The 20371-nt window shown below is 59.2% G+C and carries 25 protein-coding genes; 7 read left to right on the top strand and 18 right to left on the bottom strand.

Translation table 11 applies throughout. The features are described 5' to 3' along the window. Window positions 1-3: 3 nt before the first annotated feature. The 3 genes from AB4N33_RS25660 to AB4N33_RS25650 are packed head-to-tail and all read right to left on the bottom strand — an operon-like array spanning window position 4 to window position 1645. Window positions 4-729, bottom strand: a complete 726-nt coding sequence (locus tag AB4N33_RS25660) for a PilW family protein (protein WP_476458505.1) — start codon at window positions 727-729, stop codon at window positions 4-6. Further along, window positions 726-1175 (bottom strand): type IV pilus modification protein PilV, encoded by a 450-nt coding sequence (gene pilV / locus AB4N33_RS25655; protein ID WP_460140884.1) that lies wholly within the window; start codon window positions 1173-1175, stop codon window positions 726-728. The genes AB4N33_RS25660 and pilV overlap by 4 nt, the downstream gene beginning before the upstream one ends. Next, on the bottom strand, window positions 1172-1645 hold the full coding sequence (locus AB4N33_RS25650) for a GspH/FimT family pseudopilin (RefSeq protein WP_460140883.1): 474 nt from the start codon (window positions 1643-1645) through the stop codon (window positions 1172-1174). The genes pilV and AB4N33_RS25650 overlap by 4 nt, the downstream gene beginning before the upstream one ends. A gap of 128 nt (window positions 1646-1773) precedes the next feature. Here AB4N33_RS25650 and AB4N33_RS25645 point away from each other — a divergent pair, with 128 nt between their 5' ends. Continuing rightward, entirely contained in the window at window positions 1774-2292 is a 519-nt protein-coding gene (locus AB4N33_RS25645) for a GspH/FimT family pseudopilin (RefSeq protein WP_460140882.1), read from the top strand. 1 nt (window position 2293) lies between these two features. Here the strand turns inward: AB4N33_RS25645 and ispH are convergent, their stop codons facing one another. The 5 genes from ispH to ribF are packed head-to-tail and all read right to left on the bottom strand — an operon-like array spanning window position 2294 to window position 7994. Further along, window positions 2294-3241, bottom strand: coding sequence for a 4-hydroxy-3-methylbut-2-enyl diphosphate reductase (gene ispH, locus AB4N33_RS25640; RefSeq protein ID WP_460120746.1), 948 nt, complete (start codon window positions 3239-3241; stop codon window positions 2294-2296). A 19-nt stretch (window positions 3242-3260) separates the two neighbouring features. Next, a complete protein-coding gene (gene fkpB / locus AB4N33_RS25635; RefSeq protein ID WP_460126891.1) occupies window positions 3261-3698 on the bottom strand; it encodes an FKBP-type peptidyl-prolyl cis-trans isomerase in 438 nt (145 codons plus the stop codon). Between the two features lie 7 nt (window positions 3699-3705). Further along, window positions 3706-4218, bottom strand: coding sequence for a signal peptidase II (lspA, locus tag AB4N33_RS25630; protein WP_460120744.1), 513 nt, complete (start codon window positions 4216-4218; stop codon window positions 3706-3708). Further along, window positions 4211-7042, bottom strand: coding sequence for an isoleucine--tRNA ligase (gene ileS / locus AB4N33_RS25625; RefSeq protein ID WP_476458504.1), 2832 nt, complete (start codon window positions 7040-7042; stop codon window positions 4211-4213). Before ileS ends, lspA begins: the two co-directional genes overlap by 8 nt. A gap of 13 nt (window positions 7043-7055) precedes the next feature. Next, on the bottom strand, window positions 7056-7994 hold the full coding sequence (gene ribF, locus AB4N33_RS25620) for a bifunctional riboflavin kinase/FAD synthetase (RefSeq protein WP_460120740.1): 939 nt from the start codon (window positions 7992-7994) through the stop codon (window positions 7056-7058). On the opposite strand from ribF, the gene AB4N33_RS25615 reads away from it, so the two are divergent. Next, window positions 7902-8156, top strand: a complete 255-nt coding sequence (locus AB4N33_RS25615) for a hypothetical protein (protein ID WP_460126901.1) — start codon at window positions 7902-7904, stop codon at window positions 8154-8156. The genes ribF and AB4N33_RS25615 overlap by 93 nt on opposite strands. Here AB4N33_RS25615 and murJ read toward each other — a convergent pair. Beyond that, on the bottom strand, window positions 8124-9662 hold the full coding sequence (gene murJ / locus AB4N33_RS25610) for a murein biosynthesis integral membrane protein MurJ (protein ID WP_460140880.1): 1539 nt from the start codon (window positions 9660-9662) through the stop codon (window positions 8124-8126). The two genes, AB4N33_RS25615 and murJ, sit on opposite strands and share 33 nt — an antisense overlap. A 252-nt stretch (window positions 9663-9914) precedes the next feature. Between murJ and rpsT the strand changes: the two genes are divergently transcribed. Beyond that, entirely contained in the window at window positions 9915-10193 is a 279-nt protein-coding gene (rpsT, locus tag AB4N33_RS25605) for a 30S ribosomal protein S20 (RefSeq protein WP_368555431.1), read from the top strand. A 117-nt stretch (window positions 10194-10310) separates the two neighbouring features. On the opposite strand, the gene AB4N33_RS25600 is transcribed toward rpsT, so the two are convergent. The 5 genes from AB4N33_RS25600 to rplU form a co-directional block, all read right to left on the bottom strand. Next, the gene (locus tag AB4N33_RS25600; protein WP_460120737.1) at window positions 10311-10775 is read right to left on the bottom strand and encodes a CreA family protein; all 465 of its coding nucleotides are present in this window, start codon (window positions 10773-10775) and stop codon (window positions 10311-10313) included. A gap of 12 nt (window positions 10776-10787) precedes the next feature. Further along, window positions 10788-11906: a glutamate 5-kinase gene (proB, locus tag AB4N33_RS25595; RefSeq protein WP_460120735.1), complete on the bottom strand. Its 1119-nt coding sequence runs from the start codon at window positions 11904-11906 to the stop codon at window positions 10788-10790. Between the two features lie 140 nt (window positions 11907-12046). Continuing rightward, on the bottom strand, window positions 12047-13270 hold the full coding sequence (cgtA, locus tag AB4N33_RS25590; RefSeq protein WP_460120733.1) for an Obg family GTPase CgtA: 1224 nt from the start codon (window positions 13268-13270) through the stop codon (window positions 12047-12049). 195 nt (window positions 13271-13465) lie between these two features. Beyond that, complete coding sequence (gene rpmA, locus AB4N33_RS25585; protein WP_003176049.1) at window positions 13466-13723, bottom strand: 50S ribosomal protein L27; 258 nt, start codon at window positions 13721-13723, stop codon at window positions 13466-13468. Between the two features lie 35 nt (window positions 13724-13758). Further along, entirely contained in the window at window positions 13759-14073 is a 315-nt protein-coding gene (rplU, locus tag AB4N33_RS25580; protein WP_003176051.1) for a 50S ribosomal protein L21, read from the bottom strand. A 239-nt stretch (window positions 14074-14312) separates the two neighbouring features. On the opposite strand from rplU, the gene AB4N33_RS25575 reads away from it, so the two are divergent. The 3 genes from AB4N33_RS25575 (at window position 14313) to AB4N33_RS25565 (ending at window position 16188) form a co-directional block, all read left to right on the top strand. Next, the gene (locus AB4N33_RS25575) at window positions 14313-15281 is read left to right on the top strand and encodes a polyprenyl synthetase family protein (RefSeq protein WP_460120731.1); all 969 of its coding nucleotides are present in this window, start codon (window positions 14313-14315) and stop codon (window positions 15279-15281) included. A gap of 102 nt (window positions 15282-15383) precedes the next feature. Then, a complete protein-coding gene (locus tag AB4N33_RS25570) occupies window positions 15384-15725 on the top strand; it encodes a zinc ribbon domain-containing protein YjdM (RefSeq protein WP_460120729.1) in 342 nt (113 codons plus the stop codon). Between the two features lie 205 nt (window positions 15726-15930). Then, entirely contained in the window at window positions 15931-16188 is a 258-nt protein-coding gene (locus tag AB4N33_RS25565; RefSeq protein WP_460120727.1) for a PA4570 family protein, read from the top strand. Window positions 16189-16340: 152 nt separating this feature from the next. Here the strand turns inward: AB4N33_RS25565 and AB4N33_RS25560 are convergent, their stop codons facing one another. From AB4N33_RS25560 to AB4N33_RS25550, 3 genes are all read right to left on the bottom strand, one after another. Beyond that, window positions 16341-16958 carry an FKBP-type peptidyl-prolyl cis-trans isomerase gene (locus AB4N33_RS25560; protein WP_460120725.1) on the bottom strand — a complete coding sequence of 206 codons (618 nt, stop codon included), beginning with the start codon at window positions 16956-16958 and terminating at the stop codon, window positions 16341-16343. A 120-nt stretch (window positions 16959-17078) separates the two neighbouring features. Then, window positions 17079-17390: a DUF6482 family protein gene (locus AB4N33_RS25555; protein WP_460120723.1), complete on the bottom strand. Its 312-nt coding sequence runs from the start codon at window positions 17388-17390 to the stop codon at window positions 17079-17081. 113 nt (window positions 17391-17503) lie between these two features. Further along, window positions 17504-17992 (bottom strand): TIGR00645 family protein, encoded by a 489-nt coding sequence (locus tag AB4N33_RS25550; RefSeq protein ID WP_175378846.1) that lies wholly within the window; start codon window positions 17990-17992, stop codon window positions 17504-17506. A 157-nt stretch (window positions 17993-18149) separates the two neighbouring features. Between AB4N33_RS25550 and AB4N33_RS25545 the strand changes: the two genes are divergently transcribed. After that, on the top strand, window positions 18150-19979 hold the full coding sequence (locus AB4N33_RS25545; protein ID WP_476458503.1) for a hypothetical protein: 1830 nt from the start codon (window positions 18150-18152) through the stop codon (window positions 19977-19979). Between the two features lie 12 nt (window positions 19980-19991). On the opposite strand, the gene AB4N33_RS25540 is transcribed toward AB4N33_RS25545, so the two are convergent. Next, the gene (locus tag AB4N33_RS25540; protein WP_460120720.1) at window positions 19992-20321 is read right to left on the bottom strand and encodes a PA4575 family protein; all 330 of its coding nucleotides are present in this window, start codon (window positions 20319-20321) and stop codon (window positions 19992-19994) included. Window positions 20322-20371: the final 50 nt, after the last annotated feature.

Raw genomic sequence — 20371 nt, 5'->3', positions numbered from 1 at the left:
CCGTCATGGCAATCGGTTGCGCAGGGCCGCAACCACGCTGAAGGTCTGGTCGCGCACCTGTCGGTTGGGATCCGTGAGGGTCAACGTCAGGCGCACACTGCGGATCCGAGCCGCGTCCGAAGGGTTGCTGCTATAACTCGACGCGGCACCTTCGGATGCCGAACTGGCCATGCCGAAACTGACGTTGAAGGCGCTGACATTGTCGACCAGCACGGCCTGGGCGGGCGCACTCGGTATTCCGGAACCGACCCCCATGGTGAGCTGGTTGTTCTTGAGGCTGTAGATCAGGCGCCGGATGGGAAACGCCAATTGCCCCAAGGCAGGCGTTCGCGCTTCCGAGTACGCCGTGGCCGTGTTTCGACAGTCGGACACCACCGTCCAGGTCGGCGTGCCTCCACCGTTTCCGACATCGGCCGTCACCAGGGTCAGCCTGAGATTGGCGTTGTCCCAACTGATCGGGTTGGCCTCATTCGCACTGAAGCCAGCCCCCGAGCTGGCATCGGTGATGGTGGCCACGCAACCGAACATCCCCACCATTCGGATTTCCTGGATCATCTTGCTCAGCACGAAACGCGCATCTTCCTGCATGTTGGCAGCGGCGTTTTGGCTGACGTAAGTGTTCTTGGCCGCGATGAATACCTGCGCCACCCCGAGCACCACCACCAGGCTCAGCACCAGGGCGATCAGCAATTCGATCAGGCTGAAACCACGACTGTGCCCCCGGTTCATGGCGTCACCACCGGATCGACGGCGGCGCGACTGGTCAGCACAAGGCTGCGGCGGGAGTCGGCAGCCTTGGCGGCCCGCGAGTCGTCCCAGGTGATGGTGATGGTGTACACCCGTTGGTTCAGCGTGACAGTGCCGGTGGCCGTGCTGCCGAGGAAATTGCGGATATTGGAGGCGAAGTCGTACAGGTCCTGGTCCCGCGCAACACTGGGATTGCCCGAGGTCGGAGGCGTTACGGTGTAGTCGGCGCCGGAATTGGCTCGAATGCGGTCCAGCATGTCATAGGCGATGAAACTCGCCTGGCTGGTCATCCGCGAGCTGTCGGTGTACTTCAGTGCATTGAGCTGAAATGCCGCCGCGCCCAGCAACCCGACACTCAAAATCAACAAGGCGACCAGTACTTCGATCAGCGTGGTGCCTTCCTGTGCACGCTTGCTCCATCCCCTCATCCGCAACTTCCGCCCAATAGAATTCGTCCGTTCAAACACACTGTCAGCGTCCTGCTTTGCGCCCCCAGTACATAGTTGATCACCACCGCCGTGGAAGGTGCCGAGAGACCGCCCAGATTGTTGAAGTCGATGGCGGTCACTCCTGAGGTTAGCGTCAGAGTGGCGCCACTGCTCATCGCAGGAACAACCCGCAATACATTGGCCGGATTGCCAGTACCGTCATAAATCGACAGTTCTCCCGTCCAGGTGGTGCCGCCCGACGTCGGTCGCACGCGTGTGGTGATCCCCCGATCAATGGCCTCCAGCCTGGCGTAATTCAAACCGCGTTGCAGATCGCCCATCTCGGTATCGGCCCGGGTGCCTTGTATCGAACGGGTAAACATTGGCACTGCCAGAGTGATCAGCACCAGGAAAACAGCGAGTGCGACCAGCAACTCGATCAGCGTGAAACCTTTTGAACGATGATCCATCGATGCCCTCCGTTGCCGTCGGCTATACCTGTAACACGCTAGAACATTCGACCGACAGGGGTACGGTTGTTTTGCCATTACTCGCGCAAGGATCGCGCGCGTCACCCCGCTCCAGGGAGGGAGATACCATGCACCAGCAAGGTTTCAGCCTGATCGAACTGCTTATGGGACTGACGATTGTCGGGATTGTTCTGTATTGGGTCAGCCCGGCGATGGCCGCGTTCACTGAGTCGATCCAGCGCAAGGAAGCCGCCAGTTCGCTGATCAGCGGCATCCGTCATGCCCGCACGCTGGCGATGACACGAAGTCAGGCCGTGGTGATCCATGGCATCGACGGAGATTGGGGCCAAGGCTGGCGCGTCATTCTCGATGTGAGCGGCAAAGGCGCGGATGACCGTGACAACCCGCTGATCTCAGAGCACGCGAATGGCAACAAACTGGCGATTGTCGGGAATGAAATGGTGACGAGCTACATACGCTTCAGTAGCTTGGGAATGCCGCTGATGACTCATCGCAGCTTTCAAAATGGAACGTTGCATTTTTGCGATGCTCGCAAACCGATCAGTCAGCTACAAGTCGTAGTGTCCCGCTCCGGCCGCGCCAGCCTGCGCAACCAAAAGGCCGAGCAGGCTCTATGCGAACGGTGAATCAGGTCAGCGAGCGAACCCGCAGCTCTTTGGGCATCGAGAACGTGATGTTCTCCTCGCGCCCGGCCAGCTCATCGGCGCCGGTGGCACCCCAGGCCTGCAATTGCTGGATCACGCCGCGCACCAGGACTTCCGGAGCGGAAGCACCGGCGGTGATGCCAATACGTTCGACGCCATCGAACCAGCTCTTTTGCAGGTCTTCGGCACCGTCGATCAGGTACGCCGGGGTGGCCATGCGCTCAGCCAGTTCACGCAGCCGGTTGGAGTTGGAGCTGTTCGGGCTACCGACCACCAACACCACATCACATTCGTCGGCCAGGGTCTTCACCGCATCCTGACGGTTTTGCGTGGCGTAGCAGATGTCGTCCTTGCGCGGGCCACCGATGGCCGGAAAGCGAGTACGCAGGGCATCAATGACACGGCTGGTATCGTCCATGGACAAGGTGGTCTGAGTGACAAACGCCAGTTTTTCCGGGTTGTTCACCTGCAATGCGGCGACGTCTTTCTCGTCTTCCACCAGGTAAATCGCCCCACCATTGCTGCCATCGTACTGGCCCATGGTGCCTTCGACTTCCGGGTGGCCGGCATGGCCAATCAGGATGCATTCACGACCGTCGCGGCTGTAGCGCGCAACCTCGATGTGCACCTTGGTCACCAACGGACAGGTGGCATCGAACACCTTGAGGCCACGCCCGGCGGCTTCGGTTCGCACGGCCTGGGATACGCCATGGGCACTGAAGATCACGATGACGTCGTCCGGCACCTGATCCAGTTCTTCGACGAAGATTGCGCCGCGAGCACGCAGGTCTTCGACCACGAATTTGTTGTGGACCACTTCATGGCGCACATAGATCGGCGGACCGAAGACTTCCAGGGCGCGGTTGACGATTTCGATCGCCCGATCCACTCCGGCGCAGAAGCCACGGGGGTTGGCGAGTTTGATTTGCATGGTGTGCCTCGTGTGTCGCTTACAACGCCGTGACGGAAATGATTTCCACGTCAAAGGTCAATGTCTTGCCGGCCAGCGGATGGTTGAAGTCGATGGTCACTTGCTCGTCATCGAAGACTTTCACCACGCCAGGCAGTTCAGTATTGGCCGCATCGTTGAAGATCACCAGCAATCCCGGCGACAGCTCCATGTCCTTGAACTGCGAGCGCGGGATGACCTGGACGTTTTGCGGGTTAGGCTGGCCAAAGGCGTTTTCCGGCTGAATGGTCAGCGTGCGTTTGTCGCCGGCCTTGAAGCCAAACAGCGCGGCCTCGAAACCTGGCAGCAGGTTGCCATCACCGACCTTGAAGGTCGCCGGTGCCTTGTCGAAAGTGCTGTCGACCGTGTCGCCGTTCTCCAGGTTCAGTGCAAAGTGCAAAGTGACTTCGGTGTGCTCTCGGATGCGTTGTTCAGCCAATACCTGTTCAGTCATGAACGGCTTCTCCAGTTTTTTTGGATTTGAACATGTCCAGCGCCAGCATCACCGCGCCCACAGTGATTGCACTGTCAGCGAAATTGAACGCCGGGAAATACCAGCGGTTCTGCCAATGCACCAGGATGAAATCGATCACATGGCCCAGGGCGATGCGGTCATACAGGTTGCCCAGCGCGCCACCCAGCACCAACGCCAGGGCGACCGCCAGCCAGGTTTCGTTACGCCCCAGGCGCTTGAGCCACACCACCAGTACCGCGCTGACGGCCACGGCGATCAGCGCGAACAACCAGCGCTGCCAGCCGGAGCTGTCAGCCAGGAAGCTGAACGCGGCGCCGGTGTTGTAGGCCAGGGTCCAACTGAAGTAATCGGGGATCACCACGATTTGCTGGTACATCTTCAGCGAGCCCTCGAAGTAGAACTTGCTGGCCTGGTCGATGACCAGGACCAGCAAACTCAGCCAGAGCCAACCCAGCCGTCCAAAACGACCAACGCCATTAGGCATAGTGACGAACCTCGCCAGCACCGCTGATGTTGTCCACGCAGCGGCCGCAGATTTCCGGATGTTCCGGATTCACGCCGACATCTTCACGGCAGTGCCAGCAACGGGCGCATTTGGCGTGAGCCGACTTGACGATCTTCAGCTTCAGGCCGCTCACTTCAGTGACCACGGCATCGGCCGGTGCCTGCGCCAATGGCGCAACGCTGGCGGTGGAGGTGATCAGCACGAAGCGAAGTTCGTTGCTCAGCTTGGCCAGGTCGGCACTCAGTGCGTCTTCGGCGAACAGCGTCACTTCGGCTTGCAGGTTGCCACCGACGGCCTTGGCGGCACGCTGGATTTCCATTTCCTTGTTGACCGCGACCTTGACCGCCATGACCCGGTCCCAGTACGCACGATCCAGCTCGAAGCCTTCCGGCAGTTCGGTCAGGCCTTCGTGCCAGGTGTTGAGCATCACCGATTCGTTACGCTCGCCCGGCAGGTACTGCCACAGCTCGTCGGCGGTGAACGCCAGGATCGGTGCGATCCAGCGCACCAGCGCTTCGCTGATGTGGAACAGCGCAGTCTGGCACGAACGCCGAGCCTTGCTGTCGGCGCCGGTGGTGTACTGGCGATCCTTGATGATGTCGAGATAGAAACCACCCAACTCCTGCACGCAGAAGTTGTGGATCTTGGAGTAGACGTTCCAGAAGCGGTATTCGCCGTAATGCTCTTGCAGCTCGCGCTGCAGCAGCAGGGTGCGATCCACCGCCCAACGGTCCAGGGCCAGCATTTCTTCAGCGGGCAGCAGGTCGGTGGCCGGGTTGAAACCGGTCAGGTTGGAGAGCAGGAAGCGGGCCGTGTTACGGATACGCCGGTAGGCGTCCGCACTGCGTTGCAGGATCTGCTCGGACACCGCCATCTCACCGGAGTAGTCAGTCGAGGCGACCCACAGACGCATGATGTCGGCACCCAGGGTGTCGTTGACTTTTTGTGGTGCGATCACGTTGCCCAGCGATTTGGACATCTTGCGGCCAGACTCGTCGACAGTGAAGCCGTGGGTCAGCAGCTCGCGGTATGGCGCGTGGTTGTCGATGGCGCAACCGGTCAGCAAGGATGAGTGGAACCAGCCGCGGTGCTGGTCCGAACCTTCCAGATACAGATCGGCACGCGGGCCGTTTTCGTGGCCCATTGGGTGCGAACCGCGCAGAACGTGCCAGTGCGTGGTGCCCGAATCGAACCAGACGTCCAGGGTGTCGCTGATCTTGTCGTACTGCGGCGCTTCATCACCCAACAGTTCGGCGGCGTCCAGTTTGAACCAGGCCTCGATGCCTTCGACTTCGACGCGTTTGGCCACTTCTTCCATCAGCTCGACGGTACGTGGGTGCAGCTCGCCGCTTTCCTTGTTGAGGAAAAACGGGATCGGCACGCCCCAGTTACGTTGGCGAGAGATGCACCAGTCCGGACGGTTGGCGATCATCGAGTGCAGGCGCGCCTGGCCCCAGGCCGGCACGAACTTGGTGTCTTCGATGGCCTTGAGCGAACGCTGGCGCAGGGTCTCGCCAGTGGCTGGCTGCTTGTCCATGCCGATGAACCACTGCGCGGTGGCGCGGTAGATCAGCGGGGTCTTGTGGCGCCAGCAGTGCATGTAGCTGTGTTCGATGACAGCGGTGTGCATCAGCGCATCGACTTCGGTCAGTTTGTCGACGATGGCCGGGTTGGCCTTCCAGATGAACTGGCCGCCGAAAAACTCCAGCGACGGCACGTATACGCCGTTGCTTTGCACCGGGTTGAGGATGTCATCGTTGACCATGCCGTACTTCTTGCAGGTCACGAAGTCGTCCACGCCGTAGGCAGGAGCGGAGTGAACCACGCCGGTGCCGGCGCCCAGCTCGACGTAGTCGGCCAGGTAGACCGGCGACAGACGGTCGTAAAACGGGTGACGGAAGTTGATCAGTTCCAGCGCCGAGCCCGGTGCAGTGGCCAGTACCGAGCCTTCGACGCCGTAGCGCGACAGGCACGCCTCGACCAACTCTTCGGCCAACACCAGCAGCTTGCTGCCGATATCGACCAGGGCGTAGGTGAATTCCGGGTGGACGTTCAGCGCCTGGTTGGCCGGGATGGTCCACGGGGTGGTGGTCCAGATCACGATGGCAGTCGGCTTGGCCAGCGACGGCAGGCCGAACGCGGCAGCCAGTTTGCCTTCGTCGGCAATCGGGAATGCCACGTCGATGGTCGAGGACTTCTTGTTCTCGTACTCGACTTCCGCTTCGGCCAGTGCCGAACCGCAGTCGAAGCACCAGTTCACCGGCTTGAGGCCCTTGAACACGAAACCGCCCTTGACGATTTCGGCCAGGGCACGGATTTCACCGGCCTCGTTCTTGAAGTCCATGGTCTTGTAGGGGTTGGCAAAGTCGCCCAACACGCCCAGACGGATGAATTCGGATTTCTGCCCTTCGATCTGCTCGGTGGCATAGGCACGGCACAGTTCGCGGGTCTTGTCCGCGCCCAGGTTCTTGCCGTGGGTCACTTCGACCTTGTGCTCGATCGGCAGGCCGTGGCAGTCCCAGCCCGGAATGTACGGCGCATCGAAGCCCGACAGGGTCTTGGAGCGGATGATCATATCCTTGAGGATTTTGTTCAGCGCATGACCGATGTGAATCGTGCCGTTGGCGTACGGAGGACCGTCGTGAAGGACGAACTTCGGACGATCCTTGCCAATCTCGCGCAACTTTCCGTACAGGCCAATGCTGTCCCAGCGCTGCAGAATCTGCGGTTCGCGCTGAGGCAGGCCGGCCTTCATTGGGAAGGCGGTGTCCGGAAGGTTTAACGTGGCTTTATAGTCGGTCATTTAAGGCTCTTCATTAGCGATGGGCGCTAGGTGCGGCTAGTGCACGGGCGGCGGCGACATCCGCGTTGATCGCCGTTTTCAACGCCTCCAGAGAGGCGAAACGCTGCTCTTCACGCAGCTTGTGGTGGAAAACCACCGTCAGACGCCGGTCATACAGATCGCCGGCAAAATCCAGAAGATGGACTTCGAGATGGGCTTTGCCATCTCCCTGGACCGTGGGCCGTACGCCAATATTGGCGACGCCTGGCCAGGTCTTGCCGTCGATGTCGACATTGACCAGATACACCCCGGTCAGCGGCACTCGACGACGTTTGAGTTGAATGTTGGCAGTGGGCGTACCCAGTTGGCGCGCCAGTTTCTGTCCGTGCAATACCCTTCCGGTAATCTGGAATGGACGCCCGAGAAGGCGCTCGGCCAAGGCGAAGTCAGCGGCCGCCAGGGCATTACGCACCTGGGTACTGCTGACGCGAATGCCATCGAGCTCGACGGTTTGCGCGGCTTCGACGGTAAAGCCTTGCATGACACCAGCCTGTTGCAGGAACTCGAAATCGCCGACCCGGTCACAGCCGAAGCGAAAGTCGTCACCGACCTCAAGATGCTTGACGCCCAGGCCGTCGACCAGAATGGTATCGATGAATTCGCTGGCACTGAGCTTGCTCAGGCGCTGATTGAACGCCAGGCACAGTACGCGATCGACGCCCTCGCCCGCCATCAACTGCAGCTTGTCGCGCAATCGGGCCAGGCGCGCCGGCGCGGTGTCAGGAGCGAAGAACTCTCGCGGCTGCGGCTCGAAAATCACCACGCAGCTGGGTACGCCCAACTCGCGCGCACGCTCACGAAGTCTCGCCAGGATTGCCTGGTGACCACGGTGAACACCGTCAAAGTTGCCAATAGTGGCGACACAGCCCCGATGCTGGGGGCGCAGGTTTTGAAGGCCTCGAACCAGCTGCATAACGCGCTTCTTGCTCATAAAGTGGTCGATTATAACCACACCCGGCGGCCGACGACAGGCAGCACCGTAACCCAAAGTGATCGAGCCGACAAAACCGCCGGCCCGCCGATGATTTTCAAGGCAAAGTCTTCAGCTCAACGCCTTGCGATTGAAGTCGCGTAAACGGAAGCCCATTAACAGCAACATGCCGAAATACGAAACCACACCTGCCGCGACCAACGCGCCCAGGCGCAGGAAACGCTCGAGCATGTGCCCCTGATCCCACGCCGGCAGGAAGTGCATCCCGGCCAGCAATACCCCAGACATCACCAGCACGGCGATTACCAGCTTGGCGCCAAACTTCGCCCACCCCGGTTGCGGTTGGTACATCTGCTGCTTGCGCAGTTGGTAAAACAGCAACCCGGCATTGAGACAGGCACCCGCACTGATGGCCAGGGCCAGACCGGCATGGGCCAGCGGACCGATCAACATCAGGTTGAACAACTGCGTAACAATCAGCGTGAAAATCGCGATTTTCACCGGCGTGCGGATGTTCTGTTGCGCGTAAAAGCCCGGCGCCAGCACTTTGATCACGATAATACCGAGCAAACCGACCGAGTAGGCAATCAGCGCTCGCTGCGTCATGGCCGCATCGAAGGCACTGAACTGGCCGTACTGAAACAGCGAAACCGTGAGCGGCTCAGCCAGGATCCCCAATGCCAGGGCACAGGGCAGCACCAGCACAAAGCACAGGCGCAGGCCCCAGTCGAGTATGCGCGAATATTCGGTCCGGTCCTGACTCGCGTAGGTCTTGGCCAGGGTCGGCAGCAGAATCGTGCCCAAGGCCACGCCCAGCACGCCGGACGGCAATTCCATCAGACGGTCGGCGTAATACATCCATGACACGGAACCGGCCACCAGGAACGAGGCAAAAATCGTGTTGATGATCAGTGAAATCTGGCTGACCGACACCCCGAGAATCGCCGGCAGCATCTGCTTCATGACCCGCCATACGCCACTGTCACGCAGATTCAGGCGCGGCAGTACCAGCATACCGATCTTTTTCAGTGCCGGCAGTTGATACAACAGTTGCGCCAGGCCGCCGGCCAGCACCGCCCAGCCCAGGGCCATGACCGGCGGATCGAAATACGGCGTCAGGAACACCGCGAAGATGATCATGCTGACATTGAGCAGGGTCGGCACGAAGGCCGGCACCGAGAAACGGTTGTAGGTATTGAGGATGGCGCCTGCCAGTGAAGACAGGGAGATCAGCAATATATAAGGAAAGGTCACGCGCAGAAGACTGGAAGTGAGCTCGAATTTTTCCGGCGTGTCGGTAAAACCAGGCGCGGTCACCCAGATCACCCAGGGCGCGGCGAGCATGCCCAGCGCGGTCACCAGCGCCAGCACCAGCGTCAGCAGCCCGGATACGTAGGCAATGAAAGTGCGCGTTGCCTCCTCGCCTTTCTGGTTTTTGTATTCGGCGAGAATCGGCACAAACGCTTGGGAGAACGCTCCCTCAGCGAAGATTCGGCGTAACAGATTGGGCAGCTTGAACGCGATAAAGAAAGCATCCGTTGCCATCCCCGCACCGAAGGCGCGCGCGATGAGGGTGTCGCGTACGAACCCCAGAACTCGGGAAAGCATCGTGATAGAGCTGACGGCCGCCAATGATTTGAGCAGATTCATTAAAAGAGTTCGCGCCTGTCGATAAACAGCAGGCGAACAATGCGCCTACTTGTGCGATACTCCGCGCCGCAACAGCACAGAGCCAAAGCTCGCGAGTTTACAGGTCAAACGCCGGAAAGAAATCTCCCGCCTCTTTATACCTACCACTTAGCGGAACGTCTCAACCGCCCTTGACAAGACTTCAACTCATCGGCATGATTCGCGGCCTATTTTGTTTGCTATTTCCTAAAAAGTCTTTCGAGGAGCTCGACGGTGGCCAACTCACCTTCCGCCAAAAAACGTGCTAAACAGGCTGAGAAGCGTCGCAGCCACAACGCCAGCCTGCGTTCCATGGTTCGTACCTACATCAAGAATGTAGTTAAAGCCATCGACGCAAAAGACGCTGCAAAAGCTCAAGCCGCTTACACCCTGGCTGTGCCAGTTATCGACCGCATGGCCGATAAAGGCATCATCCACAAAAACAAGGCTGCTCGCCATAAGAGCCGCCTGAATGGCCACGTAAAGGCCCTGAACGTTGCCGCTGCTGCCTAAGCGACGCGTTCACTAAAAAACCGACCCAAGGGTCGGTTTTTTATTGTCTGTGATTTGATGATATAGAGAGCACTGTGGGAGCGAGCACGCTCGCTCCCACAGTATTTTTCGTTCAGGTTACTGCGCGCTGGCCCACGGCAAGATCGGAATCGCCGTCACCGCATTCTGCGGACTGCCTTCGATCAGGCGATCGCTGTAGACCAGATACACCAGCGTATTACGTTTCTTGTCGAGGAAACGCACCACCTGCATGGTCTTGAAGACCAGCGAGGTGCGCTCCTTGAACACCTCTTCGCCATCCTTCAACTGCCCCTTGAAGTTGATCGGCCCGACCTGGCGGCAAGCGATGGAGGCTTCGGCACGATCCTCGGCCAAACCCAGACCACCCTTCACACCCCCGGTCTTGGCGCGCGACAGGTAGCAGGTCACACCCTCGACCTTCGGATCATCAAACGCCTCGACGACGATACGGTCATTCGGACCGACGAACTTGAACACCGTCGACACCTGACCAATTTCTTCGGCCGAAGCCAGCAGCGGCATTGCCAACAGCATGCCCAACAATCCTTTTGCCACACGCATTCAGGTATTTCCTCAGACCAGAATCAGGTTATCGCGGTGAACCAGTTCCGGCTCAGCCATATACCCCAACAGACCGACAATCGCCTCAGACGACTGACCGATGATTTTTTGTGCCTCGAGTGCACTGTAGTTCGCCAGGCCACGGGCAATCTCACGCCCGTCCGGCGCCACGCACACCACCATTTCGCCGCGACGGAAACTGCCCTGGACCAGCTTGACGCCCACCGGCAGCAAACTTTTATTGCCTTGGGACAACGCCGTTACCGCACCCGCATCCAGCACCAACGTGCCACGGGTCTGTAGATGCCCGGCCAGCCACTGCTTACGTGCCGCCAGCATGCCGCGCTCAGGCGACAGCAAGGTGCCGATGCGTTCACCCGCCTTCAGGCGATCCAGCACACGCTCAAGGCGCCCGCCGACGATGATGGTGTGCGCACCGGAACGCGCCGCCAAGCGTGCCGCACGCAATTTGGTCTGCATGCCACCACGACCCAGCGCCCCACCTGTACCGCCCGCCACCGCATCGAGCGCCGGATCATCGGCGCGCGCCTCGTAGATCAGTTGGGCGTCAGGATTGTTGCGCGGATCGGCGTCGAACATGCCATCGCGATCCGTGAGGATCACCAGCAGATCAGCCTCAACCAGGTTGGCCACCAGCGCCGCCAGGGTGTCGTTGTCACCGAAGCGAATCTCATCGGTGACCACGGTGTCGTTTTCGTTGATCACCGGAATCACTTTCAATTCGACCAGGGCGCGCAGGGTGCTGCGGGCATTCAGGTAGCGCTTGCGATCAGACAAGTCGTCGTGGGTCAGGAGAATCTGCGCGGTGTGCCGATCATGCTCGGCAAAGCTCGACTCCCAAGCCTGCACCAACCCCATCTGACCGATTGCTGCAGCCGCCTGGAGCTCGTGCATCGCACTGGGTCGCGCGGTCCAGCCCAAACGGCTCATGCCCGCTGCTACCGCGCCAGAGGACACCAGCACCAACTCGACGCCCGCCTCGTGCAGGGCCACCATCTGCTCCACCCAGACACTCATTGCCGCGCGATCCAGACCCTTGCCGTCCGCCGTCAGCAAAGCGCTGCCGATTTTCACGACCCAACGCTGCGCACCTGTCACCTTGCTCCGCATCATCTTCAACCTTAGCCTGAGGGCAGCGCGACCTGGCGCTGCCCGTAACGTTATTCGTGTCTACCAGATCCCAGATACTGACGATTTCCAGATACTAAAACGCCGCTCGATTGAGCGGCGCTTCAGTTTATCGCAACGCGTCAGTCGCGCACGTAAATGATTTCCGGACCATCTTCATCATCCACGTCTTCCTCGTCCCAATCATCGTCGCCGATGTCATGGACCGACTTGACGCCACTGCGACGCAGCGCACGCTGGTCGTCCAGCGCCTGCAACTGGGCACGCGCCTCGTCTTCGATGCGCTGATCGAGGTCTGCCAATTCTTCCCGGTATGCAGGGTCGTTTGCCAGTCGGTCGGCACGATCTTCCATGTAACGCATGATGTCGTGGCACAGGCGCTCGGTGCCCAGCTTGGAGATCGCCGAAATGACGTAGACCGGACCGGTCCACTCCAGGCGATCAACGACTTCCTTGACGCGAGCGTCGTGCTCTTCATCCAGGATCTGGTCGCACTTGTTCAGCACCAGCCAACGATCACGCTCAGCAAGGGACGGGCTGAACTTGGTCAACTCACTGACGATGACTTCGGCCGCATCCGGGGCGCTGCTTTCATCCAGCGGCGCCATGTCCACGAGATGCAACAGCAGGCGAGTACGCGCCAAATGCTTGAGGAAGCGAATCCCCAAGCCTGCACCGTCGGAGGCACCTTCGATCAGACCCGGAATGTCCGCGATCACGAAACTTTTCCAGCGATCCACGGAGACCACACCCAGGTTCGGCACCAGCGTGGTGAACGGGTAGTCGGCCACTTTCGGCTTGGCGGCTGACACCGAACGAATGAAGGTGCTTTTACCCGCATTCGGCAAACCCAACAGGCCCACGTCCGCCAGCACCTTCATTTCCAGCTTGAGGTCACGTTGCTCACCCGGCTTACCCGGCGTGGTCTGGCGTGGCGCGCGGTTGGTACTGGATTTAAAACGGGTGTTGCCCAGACCGTGCCAGCCACCATGGGCAACCAACAGCTTCTGGCCAGCCTTGGTCAGGTCGCCGATGACTTCCTGGGTAGCGGAATCGATCACCGTGGTGCCCACCGGCACGCGCAGCACCAGGTCCTCGCCTTTCTTGCCAGTGCAGTCTGTGCTGCCACCATTGGAGCCACGCTCGGCATCGAAGTGGCGGGTATAACGGTAATCCACCAGGGTATTGAGGTTTTCGTCGGCGATCATGTAGACCGAGCCACCATCACCCCCGTCACCGCCGTTCGGACCACCGTTCTCAATGAACTTCTCGCGACGGAAGCTCATGCAACCGTTGCCACCGTCACCGGCCTTTACTCGAATGGATACTTCATCAACAAACTTCATAACAAAACGCCTCTCGCCGTACGGACGAGCCGAAAAAATCCAGATGTAAGACTCTTGCAAAAATGAGCGCAGCGACCTCAATCAACGACCGCGAATCCAGCGCGCCGACAGCCCATACAAACAGTTTTGCAAGAGACTCACCCCACAAACGAAAAAGCCCCGTCGCGAGACAGGGCTTTTCCAGCGAGTGCGCAATTAAGCTGCGACTACGCTCACGTAACGGCGGTTGAACGCGCCCTTTACTTCAAACTTGATCACGCCTTCGATTTTCGCGAAGAGGGTGTGATCTTTACCCATGCCTACACCGTAACCGGCGTGGAATTGGGTGCCGCGCTGACGCACGATGATGTTGCCCGGAATGATTTTCTGGCCGCCATACATCTTCACGCCAAGGCGTTTGGCTTCTGAGTCGCGACCGTTACGGGTACTACCACCAGCTTTTTTGTGTGCCATGAGTTCAATTCTCCTAGTGAGGAATTAGGCTGAAATTAAGCCTGAATACCGGTGATTTTGATCTCGGTGTACCACTGGCGGTGGCCCATACGCTTCATGTGGTGCTTACGGCGACGGAACTTGATGATGCGGACTTTATCGTGACGACCTTGGGAGATCACTTCAGCCACAACGGTAGCGCCGGCAACAACTGGAGCACCGATATTCACGTCGTCACCATTGGCAACCAACAGAACGCGATCAAAGGTAACGGATTCGCCGGTAGCGATTTCCAGTTTTTCGATCTTCAGGTATTCACCTGGGGCGACTTTGTACTGCTTGCCGCCAGTAACGATTACTGCATAAGACATGGTATTTCTCCGATAATCCTGCTCACCCAGCTCTTTATAGGAAGAGGTATTGGCTGGCATGGCTGCATTGGGCTGGAAGGCCCGTTGCAATTGCGTAAGGCAGGTGCTGCCCAGGAAGTTCAGGGTGCGCGATTGTACGCAAGGCACGAGCGCCTTGCAATAGGCCGTCCATCGCGCCTTGACAGGCCCGGACGTGGGTCCTAGCATGCCGCGCAACCCTTCTGGAGCGACTGTCGCTGATGCAACCCCAAGCTTTCTACCGCGCGGTGGCGGACGATTTTAGCGCCGTCGACGGCATCATCAAGAAGCAACTGACGTCCCGCGTGCCGCTGGTCTCGAAAATCGGCGACTACATTACCTCGGCGGGTGGTAAACGCTTGCGTCCTTTGTTGGTGCTGCTGTGTGGCAAGGCCCTGGGCCGCGAAGGCGACGATCTGCGCTTGCTCGCCGCCACCATCGAGTTCCTGCACACCGCCACCTTGCTGCACGACGACGTGGTCGACATGTCCGGCATGCGCCGTGGTCGCTCGACCTCCAATGCCATCTGGGGCAACGCGCCAAGCGTACTGGTGGGCGACTTCCTGTACTCGCGCTCCTTCGAAATGATGGTCGAACTGGGCTCCATGCCCGTGATGAAGATTCTTTCGCAAGCCACGCGCATCATCGCCGAAGGCGAAGTGTTGCAGCTGTCGAAGGTTCGTGACGCCAGCACCACCGAAGAAACCTACATGGAGGTCATCCGCGGCAAGACCGCGATGCTCTTCGAAGCCTCCACCCACAGTGCTGCGGCCCTGTGCGAGGCAACGCCAGAACAGTCTGAAGCCTTGCGCACGTTCGGTGACCACCTGGGCGTGGCCTTCCAACTGGTCGACGACCTGCTGGACTACAAAGGTGACGCCGAGACCCTGGGCAAGAACGTCGGCGACGACCTGGCCGAAGGCAAGCCGACCCTGCCGCTGATCTACACCATGCGCGAAGGCACGCCGGAACAGGCAGCCCTGGTGCGTCAAGCCATTCAGAAAGGCGGGATCGAAGACCTGGAAAGCATCCGCGCAGCCGTGGAAGCCTCCGGCTCGCTGGACTACACCGCCCAACTGGCTCGTGATTACGTGGCCCGTGCAATCAAATGCCTCGAGGCCCTGCCAGCCAGCGAATATCGCGATGCGTTGGTAGAACTGAGCGAGTTTGCGGTCGCGCGTACGCATTGATCTTTTCTGTCCTGTAGGAGCGAGCATGCTCGCTCCTACAGGAATCACGAAAAACCCTATACAATGTGCGCTTTTTAGCGATCCTGAACCTAAGGAGCCTTAGTGAGCACGTTGCCACCCTGCCCGAAATGCAATTCCGAATACACCTACGAAGACGGCGCCCAACTGATCTGCCCGGAGTGCGCCCACGAGTGGTCCGCCAGTGGCGAAGCAGAAACGGTGTCCGATGACGCCGTGAAAAAGGATTCGGTAGGTAATATCCTGCAGGACGGCGACACCATCACCGTGATCAAGGACCTGAAGGTCAAAGGCACCTCTCTGGTGGTCAAGGTCGGTACCAAGGTCAAGAACATCCGCCTGTGCGATGGCGATCACGATATCGACTGCAAGATCGACGGCATCGGCCCGATGAAGCTCAAGTCCGAGTTCGTCAGAAAAGTCTGAACCTGCTGTATTCCATCCCGCGCCAGGCGTGGGATGGTGCTTCGCCCTCCCCTCCTCGCCCAGCCTTTGCTCGCAATAGCCAAACGCCAGCCGTGTTGACCTGACACAATCTTTACCCGCAAAAAAGCACAAACCGCCAATAGGCTCTTGCTATTTATTGAATAAGAATTATTCTCATTGAAACCCATCAATGGAGATGAGCCCCATGACTTATTTGATCGATGCCTGGCTGGACCGTCCACACCCCTACCTGCGTATCCTGCATCGGGAAACCGGGGAAGTCTGTGCGGTGCTTGAAGAAGAAGCCTTGAACGAGCTGCAGGATCAGGGCGACCTGGACGTCAACGGCTTGAGTTCCAGCGAGCCGGTGGTGCTCAAGGAACTGGTGCGTAACCTGTTTCTGTTCTGCTATGCGCGGGCGTTGCGCCCGGCGGGTGATCTCAGCGGCAGATTTCATCCATGAGACACCTCGCTGAACGCTGTACCTGTACCTGTACCTGTACCTGTAGGAGCGAGCATGCTCGCGATGGTAGTCCGGACACCGCTGGTTGTCAGACGCCCGGCGTTATCGTTGGCGACCATCGCGAGCATGCTCGCTCCTACAGGTAGCGGGTATTACAGAACGTCGAGCAGTTCGACGTCGAACACCAGTACGCTGTGCGGCGGAATGCTGCCAACGCCTTGAGCGCCGTAAGCCAGTTCGCTCGGCACGTACAGACGCCATTTGCTACCAGCGTTCATCAGTTGCAGCGCTTCGGTCCAGCCGGCGATGACGCCGCCTACCGGAAACTCTGCAGGCTGGCCACGATCGTAGGAGCTGTCGAACACAGTGCCGTCGATCAGGGTGCCGTGGTAGTGAGTACGCACGGTGTCTTCACGGGATGGCTTGGCGCCTTCACCTGCGGTCAGCACTTCAAATTGCAGACCGGAAGCCAGGGTGGTGATGCCATCACGCTTGGCGTTTTCAGCCAGGAAAGCCAGGCCTTCACCCGCCGCTGCCTCAGCCTTGGCGGCTGCTTCGGCTTGCATGATGTCGCGGATCACCTTGAAGCTGGCGGACAGCTCTTCCTGACCTACTCGGCTTGGCTTACCGGCGAACGCGTCGGTCAGACCCGCCAGGATCGCGTCCAGGCTAACGCCCGGCGGCGGGTTGTCACGCAGTTGGTCGCCCAACTGACGGCCAATGCCGTAGCTGACGCGGGTTTCGTCGGTGGACAGATTTACTTCGGACATGACACTGCTCCGCTGTGCGGACGACCCGGAATCTGCCGCGCATGCACGGCCAACCCGGAGCGCCCGGAACCAAAAAGGGCCAGCAGACTAGCACAGATGTCGTTGCACGGATGAAGCGTGTCAGTGATGCCAGGCGGAACCGAAGCCCAGCGGCACCTTCAGGCATTCCTCCTCGCCGGGCGCCATGCCGCACATTTCATCCTGGACCGAAGTGTGCACCAGGTTGAGTGGCAGGTCGGGAAAGGAGCGAAGTACCTCACGCGCGTGCTCTATCGAGCGCAGGTGATACATCTGGCCACGTGCATCGCTCAGCGGGTACGCCGCACCGTGCATGCGCGCTTCGATCAGGTAGATCCCGCCTTCCAACGAAAGCAGGTTCAGCTCTTGGACTTTTCCGGCGATGGCATAAGCATGTAGCTCTTCAAAGTTCATGAATGCACCTCACGCACTGGCGAGACAATACTCATACAGGCATAGGCGTCAGAACATCAAAGTACAAGCCCAATGCGCCACCGCTTGTCCGGTTCGAGCGGTGGCGCTGGCAATCAATGCTTGGTGACCTTGTCCAGGTAGCCCATGGCGAACGCGGAGACCACGAAGGTCATGTGAATGATCACGTACCACATCAGATGCTCGGGATCGACGTTCTTGGCGTCCATGAAGATACGCAGCAGGTGGATCGAGGAAATCGCCACGATGGAAGCCGCGACCTTCATCTTCAACGAAGACGAGTCCATGGTGCCCAGCCAGTTGAGCTTTTCCTTGGTGTCGTCGATGTCCAGTTGGGAGACGAAGTTTTCGTAGCCGGAAATCATCACCATCACCAGCAAACCACCCACCAGCGCCATGTCGATCAGCGACAGCAACACCAGGATCAGGTCCGATTCGGCCATGGAGAACACGTTGGGAATGACGTGGAAGACTTCCTGGAAGAATTTCAGCGCGAGCGCCAGCAGACCGAGGGAAAGGCCGAAGTAGATCGGCGCCAGCAGCCAGCGGGAGGCGTACATTGCATTTTCGATAAAACGTTCCATTGAATCTCACACATGGGTTGGAAATGGCGGCGAGTATACCAGCCACCTGTTACACCCAGAAACCGTCGGTAAATCCGCGACCTGCACGTGTATGACAAGGTTTTTCTGCTAGTGTCCAAACCATGACAGCGCAGTGATATCAGACAGGAAGACTGGAATGGATGGGCGATTGCCGTTGAAGAGCCTCGGGATGTGTCTGGCCCTGCTGACGAGCGGATGCTCACCCGGCGAGGATAAGTCCCAGGTCAGCCTCGAAGAAAAGACTGCACAGTTCGAAACGTCCCTGGAGGCGATTCAAGACCCCAAGCTCAAGGAGGCCGTGACCGAGCTGGGCAGCTCACTGTTGTTGCTTGAGCGAGCGCAGCTCAAGCTCGACAGCAAACCCGTGGTAACCGAATACGGCGAAGACGTGCTGGCCGTGCTCAAGCACTATCCCACGCCCCAGGCCCTGGTCGACACGTACATTAACGGCTTGATCGTGCTGCACAAGGATTCCAGCTCCGACTACCTGACCGATCTGCAACCCCTGTTCCCCTTCAACTTCGACATTCCCGCCGGGTTTCTCTTTCCCCACACAACGCAATGGCAGTCGGTGACCCTGAGCAACAAGCGGGTCATCGCATTTCAACCGGAATGGTCGGAAACCGACCCGGGTATTCAATTGAGCCCGTCGAGTTCAAACGTAACCAATCCCGACGATCTTACCGTCACCTACCCCTTCATCGATGGCCTTGAGGTGCAAAACAACCATCAGCCGCAGCCCGTGAGCCTGCAAGGCACAGTGGAAGTGATCGTACCGCGCCGCCTCTACAGTTTTGACCTGAGCCAAAAGGACATCGGCCAGACTCGCAACAACGACAATCTCCACGTCACGCTGCTGAAGTTGACCCACAATTACGCCGAAATCGAATACAGCAACAGCGCTCCACTGGCACCCGAGCTTGCCGAGATCCTGATCAACCCCTTGATCGTCCAGGCCCGGGACGCCAGCGGACAGTTTCTTTCACGAGCTGGCTCAATCAACCAGAGCGCCGCGCAAATTGCCTTCTACCAGAAACAACTGGCAAAAATGCAGCAGCAAAAAGCCTGGAGCGACGCCTTTGAAAAGCAACTCGAAGACGAGCAACACGCCTTTGAGAAGCAACAGAAAAACCTGTATTCCAGGGTGTATTTCAACGGGCCTGTGGAGCGCCTCGAAGTCAGCGTGCTCGACTTCTCGAAGGCCACGGTCACCCGCAAGGAACTCGACCTGCCGATCCAGCGTTTCGATCCGCACACCACGGCCAAAGCTGTCCAGCCGTTGACGCCACCGGTCGTGGTCTATGACGATCACGCCCCTACCTGGCTCAAAGGCGCGACGCTGAGCGAGGATCAACTGAAGAAAAGTGTCACCATCCGGCAATCGGTCGACGACCCTGGCGCTGCGCGCATCGAGTTCGAGCACACCCCAAGTTTCAACGATGAGTTGTTGGGCGCGTCCTTCAACCCTGGCGACAGCCCTGTCACGTTTTTTACCGAGGACAGCAGTGGCAAACGCGACGAGCCGATCGAGCTACCGTCAGAGGCGTATCAGATCGACCCTCTGAGCGGCACCATTACTTATGACTTGAACCTGTTCGCGCAAACGCCCGCTTACGCGGTGGGCTCCATGCCGCTGTTCCTGGCCACGATCGACAAACAGACCATCGACACTCAGGCGCTCCCCAAGGGCCTGGAGCTCAAAGGCAATGCACTGGTGGTGGACCTCAAGCAGTTTCCCGCTCAGGACTGGCGTTTTTTTGCCAAGGATGACACCGGCCACTATCTCAAAGAAATTCTATCGGTCAGCCATGACGCGAGCGCGCAAGGCCCGGCGCTGTTTGGCGTGCATTATTTTTACGGCCAGCCGACGCGGCTGGAGACCTATCAGCGCACCGACCTCACCACCGTGCAATACGGCTTTGAGGTCAAGCTCGACAAGGCTGACACGTCCAACGCAGTCCAGTAGCCCTGCCGCCCTTCAGGACGGAAAGTGAGCGGGGCTGCGGCAACGACCGCCGTTGATTTCCCGAAGCTGGGCTTGCAAGTGCAGGCACCAGATCTGAGGGTCGTCCGCGAGTTCGTAGCCGTGCAGGGTCAGGCTTTCAACGATGGTGTCGAGGATCGATTCAGCTACGAAGGGGCCATGAAACGGACCCTGCGCCTTGATCGCCGAAGGTTGCTCGCCAGCCATGCCGGCGGCGAAGAGTAAGGTCCACATGCCGGTATCGCCCGCCAGCGGGCGAATGGCACATTCGATACGGGTCACAAGACCCAGACATTGACGGGTGAGGCAGAGGTTGCGCGACATGGCGGCGACCCTCGGTAGATCCGCTGTTCAGCCCCACTGGGAGCTGTCTC

The sequence above is a fragment of the Pseudomonas sp. S1_E05 genome (assembly GCF_056337105.1).
This window is presented reverse-complemented; position numbering and strand designations above follow the sequence as displayed.

Excerpts from the sequence above, each read along its gene's own strand:
- AB4N33_RS25660 (WP_476458505.1), bottom strand. The coding sequence starts at position 729 with ATGAACCGGGGGCACAGTCGTGGTTTCAGCCTGATCGAATTGCTGATC.
- pilV (WP_460140884.1), bottom strand. The coding sequence starts at position 1,175 with ATGAGGGGATGGAGCAAGCGTGCACAGGAAGGCACCACGCTGATCGAA.
- AB4N33_RS25650 (WP_460140883.1), bottom strand. The coding sequence starts at position 1,645 with ATGGATCATCGTTCAAAAGGTTTCACGCTGATCGAGTTGCTGGTCGCA.
- AB4N33_RS25645 (WP_460140882.1), top strand. The coding sequence starts at position 1,774 with ATGCACCAGCAAGGTTTCAGCCTGATCGAACTGCTTATGGGACTGACG.
- ispH (WP_460120746.1), bottom strand. The coding sequence starts at position 3,241 with ATGCAAATCAAACTCGCCAACCCCCGTGGCTTCTGCGCCGGAGTGGAT.
- lspA (WP_460120744.1), bottom strand. The coding sequence starts at position 4,218 with ATGCCTAATGGCGTTGGTCGTTTTGGACGGCTGGGTTGGCTCTGGCTG.
- ileS (WP_476458504.1), bottom strand. The coding sequence starts at position 7,042 with ATGACCGACTATAAAGCCACGTTAAACCTTCCGGACACCGCCTTCCCA.
- ribF (WP_460120740.1), bottom strand. The coding sequence starts at position 7,994 with ATGCAGCTGGTTCGAGGCCTTCAAAACCTGCGCCCCCAGCATCGGGGC.
- murJ (WP_460140880.1), bottom strand. The coding sequence starts at position 9,662 with ATGAATCTGCTCAAATCATTGGCGGCCGTCAGCTCTATCACGATGCTT.
- AB4N33_RS25600 (WP_460120737.1), bottom strand. The coding sequence starts at position 10,775 with ATGCGTGTGGCAAAAGGATTGTTGGGCATGCTGTTGGCAATGCCGCTG.
- proB (WP_460120735.1), bottom strand. The coding sequence starts at position 11,906 with ATGCGGAGCAAGGTGACAGGTGCGCAGCGTTGGGTCGTGAAAATCGGC.
- cgtA (WP_460120733.1), bottom strand. The coding sequence starts at position 13,270 with ATGAAGTTTGTTGATGAAGTATCCATTCGAGTAAAGGCCGGTGACGGT.
- rpmA (WP_003176049.1), bottom strand. The coding sequence starts at position 13,723 with ATGGCACACAAAAAAGCTGGTGGTAGTACCCGTAACGGTCGCGACTCA.
- rplU (WP_003176051.1), bottom strand. The coding sequence starts at position 14,073 with ATGTCTTATGCAGTAATCGTTACTGGCGGCAAGCAGTACAAAGTCGCC.
- AB4N33_RS25575 (WP_460120731.1), top strand. The coding sequence starts at position 14,313 with ATGCAACCCCAAGCTTTCTACCGCGCGGTGGCGGACGATTTTAGCGCC.
- AB4N33_RS25565 (WP_460120727.1), top strand. The coding sequence starts at position 15,931 with ATGACTTATTTGATCGATGCCTGGCTGGACCGTCCACACCCCTACCTG.
- AB4N33_RS25560 (WP_460120725.1), bottom strand. The coding sequence starts at position 16,958 with ATGTCCGAAGTAAATCTGTCCACCGACGAAACCCGCGTCAGCTACGGC.
- AB4N33_RS25555 (WP_460120723.1), bottom strand. The coding sequence starts at position 17,390 with ATGAACTTTGAAGAGCTACATGCTTATGCCATCGCCGGAAAAGTCCAA.
- AB4N33_RS25550 (WP_175378846.1), bottom strand. The coding sequence starts at position 17,992 with ATGGAACGTTTTATCGAAAATGCAATGTACGCCTCCCGCTGGCTGCTG.
- AB4N33_RS25545 (WP_476458503.1), top strand. The coding sequence starts at position 18,150 with ATGGATGGGCGATTGCCGTTGAAGAGCCTCGGGATGTGTCTGGCCCTG.
- AB4N33_RS25540 (WP_460120720.1), bottom strand. The coding sequence starts at position 20,321 with ATGTCGCGCAACCTCTGCCTCACCCGTCAATGTCTGGGTCTTGTGACC.